Source organism: Cellulomonas citrea (assembly GCF_009829685.1).
GTDB classification, from domain to species: Bacteria; Actinomycetota; Actinomycetes; order Actinomycetales; family Cellulomonadaceae; genus Cellulomonas; species Cellulomonas citrea.
The window spans coordinates 1-4,761 of record NZ_VWSD01000189.1 but is presented as its reverse complement, the minus strand read 5'-3'; the positions used below and the strand labels follow the sequence as shown (position 1 = coordinate 4,761).

General features: G+C 73.5%; 3 protein-coding genes and 2 pseudogenes. All 5 read left to right on the top strand.

The window, feature by feature from the left end; translation table 11 throughout:
- Positions 1 to 234: pseudogene (locus F2B26_RS14585) on the top strand (hypothetical protein); the annotation flags it as partial.
- On the top strand, positions 231 to 1,727 hold the full coding sequence (locus F2B26_RS14580) for a GTPase (RefSeq protein WP_159810593.1): 1,497 nt from the start codon (positions 231 to 233) through the stop codon (positions 1,725 to 1,727). The pseudogene F2B26_RS14585 and the gene F2B26_RS14580, both read left to right, overlap by 4 nt.
- 227 nt (positions 1,728 to 1,954) lie before the next feature.
- Positions 1,955 to 2,452 (top strand): single-stranded DNA-binding protein, encoded by a 498-nt coding sequence (locus F2B26_RS14575; RefSeq protein WP_159810591.1) that lies wholly within the window; start codon positions 1,955 to 1,957, stop codon positions 2,450 to 2,452.
- Between the two features lie 164 nt (positions 2,453 to 2,616).
- Positions 2,617 to 4,299, top strand: a complete 1,683-nt coding sequence (gene ettA, locus F2B26_RS14570) for an energy-dependent translational throttle protein EttA (protein WP_159810589.1) — start codon at positions 2,617 to 2,619, stop codon at positions 4,297 to 4,299.
- 11 nt (positions 4,300 to 4,310) lie between these two features.
- Positions 4,311 to 4,761, top strand: a pseudogene (locus tag F2B26_RS17495) (dynamin family protein); the annotation flags it as partial.

Here is a 4,761-nt window from a genome sequence, read left to right as displayed (position 1 = left end):
GCGCTCGCAGGTGCCGCCGGCGTCGTCGGCGCCGAACGGCTGGCCGGTGCCCTGGTCGGCGCGGCGGGTCAGGGGCTCGTGGTCCGGCTGCGGGACGACCTCGCCGACCGGGTCCGGGCCCAGGTGGACGCCGAGTCCGGTGTCGCCGACCCCGTCCTCGCCGATCCCGATCTCGCCGCGGACGCCGCCTCGCGTCTGCAGCTGCGGCTGGCCGTGCTCAAGGAGCTGACATGACCTCACCGGACGAGCCGGCCGCGGTGCTGCACGGCGCGGTCACGGCGCAGATCTCCCGGCAGGTCACGGCGCTGCAGGAGGCGCTGGATCAGGCCGGGGACGTCATCGACCCGGCCACGGCGCAGCGGGCGACCGTCGCGCTGGAGCGCATCGCGGGTCGGCTCGAGCTGGGGGTGGACCGCACCGTCGTGGCGATCGTCGGCGGCACCGGGTCCGGCAAGTCCAGCCTGTTCAACGCGGTGACCCGGCTGCAGTTCGCCGACGTCGGCGACACCCGGCCCACCACGGCGCTGCCGTCGGCCTGCGTGTGGGGCCCCGACGGCGACCCGCTGCTCGACTGGCTCGGGGTGGACCCGCACCGTCGCATCCAGCGCGAGTCCCTGCTCGACGCCGACGAGGAGGCCGTGCTGGCCGGGTTGGTGCTGCTCGACCTGCCCGACCACGACTCGGTCGAGCCCGGGCACCGCGAGGTGGTGGACCGGGTGCTGCCCTACGCCGATCTCGTGCTGTGGGTGGTGGACCCGCAGAAGTACGCCGACGACGCGTTGCACTCGGGGTACCTGCGCGACCTCGTCGGCCATGAGGAGTCGACGCTCGTCGTGCTCAACCAGGTCGACACGGTGCCGGCGGACCAGCGTGAGCCCTTGGTGGACGACCTGGCCCGGCTGCTCGCCGAGGACGGGCTCACCGATGTGCCCCTGCTGGCGGCCTCGGCCGCGACGGGTGAGGGGGTCGCGGCGCTGCGCGCCAGGCTGGTCGAGGTCGTGGCGCGGCGGTCCTCGGCGGCCACGCATGCGGCGGCCGAGGTGCGTGACGTGGCGACGACGCTCGCCCGGTCGCTGGGCCCGCAGGTCCCGCCGCCGGGTGATGCCGATGTGGCCGTGGTGGTCGAGACGCTGGCCGGTGCCGCCGGGCTGCGCGCCGTGGGCGATGCGGTCGTGGCCGCGCTGCGGGGTGGGACGGCGCTGCCGGAGGGCTTCGGCACGGTGCACGAGGACGGTGCGGAGCTCGCGCGCTCGCAGTGGCTGTCCCGCACGACCGCCGATCTGCTGCCGGTGTGGGCCGACGAGGTGAGCGCCCGGGTGGCGACCCCCGCCGAGCTGCGGATGGCCGTGGCCGAGGCGCTCGACGCCGTCACGGTCGGTGTGCGGCGCTCGCGTGCGGCCCGCGCGGCCCGCTGGACCGGGTACGTGCTGGTGGCCGTGGCCGTGCTCGGTGCGGTGGCGGCGGGGCTGCGGTTCGGCGTCGAGCAGGTGCCGGTGTGGGCGCTGGCCGGTGCCGCCGGTGCGCTCGTGCTCGGGGTGCTGCTCGTCGTGCTCGGTGTCGTGGGACGTCGGGTGGGTGCGCGCCGCCAGGCCGAACGGGTCGCTCGCGAGGGGCGCGCGGTCATCGAGGCGGTGGCCCGGGCCAGGCTCGCGGACCCGACGCTCGACGTGCTCGGTCGCCAGCGGCGGCTGCGCGAGCGGGTCGAGGCAGCGCGGGCGCTCGACTGAGGTCGGGTGCCAGGGGCTCGGTGTTCGACGGCTCCGGCGTCAGGTGGTCCGGGCGCTCGAGGGCCCGGGCGTCCGAGGGGCCTCCTGGACGAGCGGTCCCCAGCCGCTGGTGCCGGTCCTTCGCCCCCGGGGCGGGTGTGCGGCCCCTCACGGTCGACGTGCCGCGACCGGAGGCTGGCGGCGATCGCCCCGGTCCGTCGGGGCGACGGCGCGAACAGGAGTCAGCGATGAACACCAACGAACCGACCCTCGTCCTGCGTGGGCGGGTGGCGACCGGGCTCAGCTACCGAGGCGGGCACGAGGGGCGTGCCTCCTTCGTCAGCTTCCGGCTCGCGGTCACCCCGAGCCGGCGCGGGGCGGACAACGCCTGGAGCGACGGCGTCACGCAGTGGTACACGGTCAAGGCCTGGCGCTCGATGGCCGACAACGCCGCCCGGTCGCTGCGCAAGGGCGACCCGGTGGTCGTGTCCGGGCGGTTGTCCGCCCAGGAGTGGACCGCCGCCGACGGGGCCGCGATGACCGATCTGGCGATCTCCGCCGAGACCCTGGGCCACGACCTGCGCTACGGCCAGACCCACTTCACCCGGCCGGTCCACGACGACGTGCCCGCTGAGGTGACGGTCCTGGCCCAGGTGCCCGAGCCGGAACCCGAGGGCGAGGCCGTCGAGCCGGCGGTCGACCAGGCCGTCGAACCGGACGAGTACGCGGTGGCGCTTGCCGGGTGAGGTCCGCCGAACGCTCGCCCCGCGCGGCTCATCGCCTAGGCTGGGCAGCGCAAACACCGGCGGTGGCGCTGGTCCCGGGACCCACGCACACCCGGGCCGGCGTCGCCCGCCCCCGGCCACCGTCCCGGCGGTCGGAACGAAGAGGCGAAGCGGACAGGCAGGCTGTGGCTGAGTTCATCTACACCATGTACAAGGCGCGCAAGGCGCACGGGGACAAGATCATCCTCGACGACGTCTCGCTCAACTTCCTGCCCGGCGCGAAGATCGGCGTGGTCGGTCCCAACGGCGCGGGCAAGTCGACGATCCTGAAGATCATGGCCGGTCTCGACCAGCCGTCGAACGGTGAGGCGCGGCTGGCCCCGGGCTTCACCGTCGGGATCCTCCAGCAGGAGCCGCCGCTCAACGAGTCCAAGACGGTGCTCGGCAACGTCGAGGAGGGCGTCGGCGAGATCAAGGCCAAGCTCGACCGGTACAACGAGATCAGCGCCCTCATGGCCGAGCCGGACGCCGACTTCGACGCGTTGCTCGCCGAGATGGGGCAGCTGCAGGAGGCCATCGACGCCGCCGACGCGTGGGACCTGGACTCCCAGCTCGAGCAGGCCATGGACGCGCTGCGCTGCCCCCCGCCGGACGCGGACGTGTCGGTGCTCTCCGGTGGTGAGCGTCGCCGCGTCGCGCTGTGCAAGCTGCTGCTGGAGAAGCCCGACCTGCTGCTGCTCGACGAGCCGACCAACCACCTGGACGCCGAGAGCGTGCTGTGGCTCGAGCAGCACCTGCAGGCCTACCCCGGTGCGATCCTGGCCGTCACCCACGACCGGTACTTCCTCGACCACGTCGCGGAGTGGATCTGCGAGGTGGACCGCGGCCGGCTCTACCCGTACGAGGGCAACTACTCCACCTACCTGGAGAAGAAGCAGGAGCGCCTGCAGGTCCAGGGCAAGAAGGACGCCAAGCTCGCCAAGCGCCTCAAGGACGAGCTCGAGTGGGTCCGGATGAACGCCAAGGGCCGCCAGACCAAGTCCAAGTCGCGTCTGGCGCGCTACGAGGAGATGGCCGCCGAGGCCGACCGGACCCGCAAGCTCGACTTCGAGGAGATCCAGATCCCGCCGGGCCCGCGCCTGGGCTCGCTCGTCCTCGAGGCCTCCCACCTGCACAAGGGCTTCGACGAGCGGGTGCTCATCGACGACCTGTCGTTCACGTTGCCGCGCAACGGGATCGTCGGCGTCATCGGCCCCAACGGCGTCGGCAAGACCACGCTGTTCAAGACCATCGTGGGCCTCGAACCCCTCGACAGCGGCACCCTGAAGATCGGCGAGACGGTCTCGATCTCCTACGTCGACCAGGGCCGCGGCGGCATCGACCCGAAGAAGACGTTGTGGGAGGTCGTCTCGGACGGCCTCGACTTCATCAAGGTGGGCAACGTCGAGATGCCCTCGCGCGCCTACGTCGCGGCGTTCGGGTTCAAGGGTCCGGACCAGCAGAAGCCCGCGGGCGTGCTGTCCGGCGGCGAGCGCAACCGGCTCAACCTGGCGCTCACGCTCAAGCAGGGCGGCAACCTGCTGCTGCTCGACGAGCCCACCAACGACCTGGACGTGGAGACGCTCGGCTCGCTGGAGAACGCGCTGCTGGAGTTCCCCGGCTGCGCTGTGGTGGTCTCCCACGACCGGTGGTTCCTCGACCGGGTGGCCACGCACATCCTGGCCTACGAGGGCACCGAGGAGAACCCGTCGGCCTGGTACTGGTTCGAGGGCAACTTCGCCTCCTACGAGGAGAACAAGGTGTCCCGGCTGGGTGCCGACGCGGCCCGCCCGCACCGGGTGACCTACCGCAAGCTGCGGCGGGACTGACCCGAGCCGCCATGGACGACGCGCCGCACGAGGAGGTCGGCAGGGCTCGGCACGGGGTGCCGGTCGAGCCCGCCGACCCCGGCACGGGGCTGGTCGACGCGCTCGTGCTGCTGCGCGCGGCGGTCGCCGGGACCGGTCTGCCGTTGGCCGTCGACGGGGCGGACCAGGCGCGCCTGCTGCGCACCGGCATGCTCGACCAGCTCGACGACTACCTGCTGCCCCGGCTGCGTGCCGCGGCCGCGCCGGTGCTTGTCGTGCTCGGCGGTTCCACGGGTGCGGGCAAGTCCACGCTGCTCAACTCGCTGCTCGGCGAGCAGGTGAGCGCGGCGGGTGTGCTGCGCCCGACGACCCGCTGGCCGGTGCTCGTCCACCACCCCCTGGACGCCGGCTGGTTCCACGGCGACCGGGTGCTGCCGGGGCTGCCCCGGCTCACGACCGCCGCCGCCGACGACGGGGCGGGCG

What these genes read in the sequence shown, in the direction of transcription:
- F2B26_RS14580 (WP_159810593.1), top strand. Translation starts at nt 231, where the DNA reads ATGACCTCACCGGACGAGCCGGCCGCGGTGCTGCACGGCGCGGTCACG.
- F2B26_RS14575 (WP_159810591.1), top strand. Translation starts at nt 1,955, where the DNA reads ATGAACACCAACGAACCGACCCTCGTCCTGCGTGGGCGGGTGGCGACC.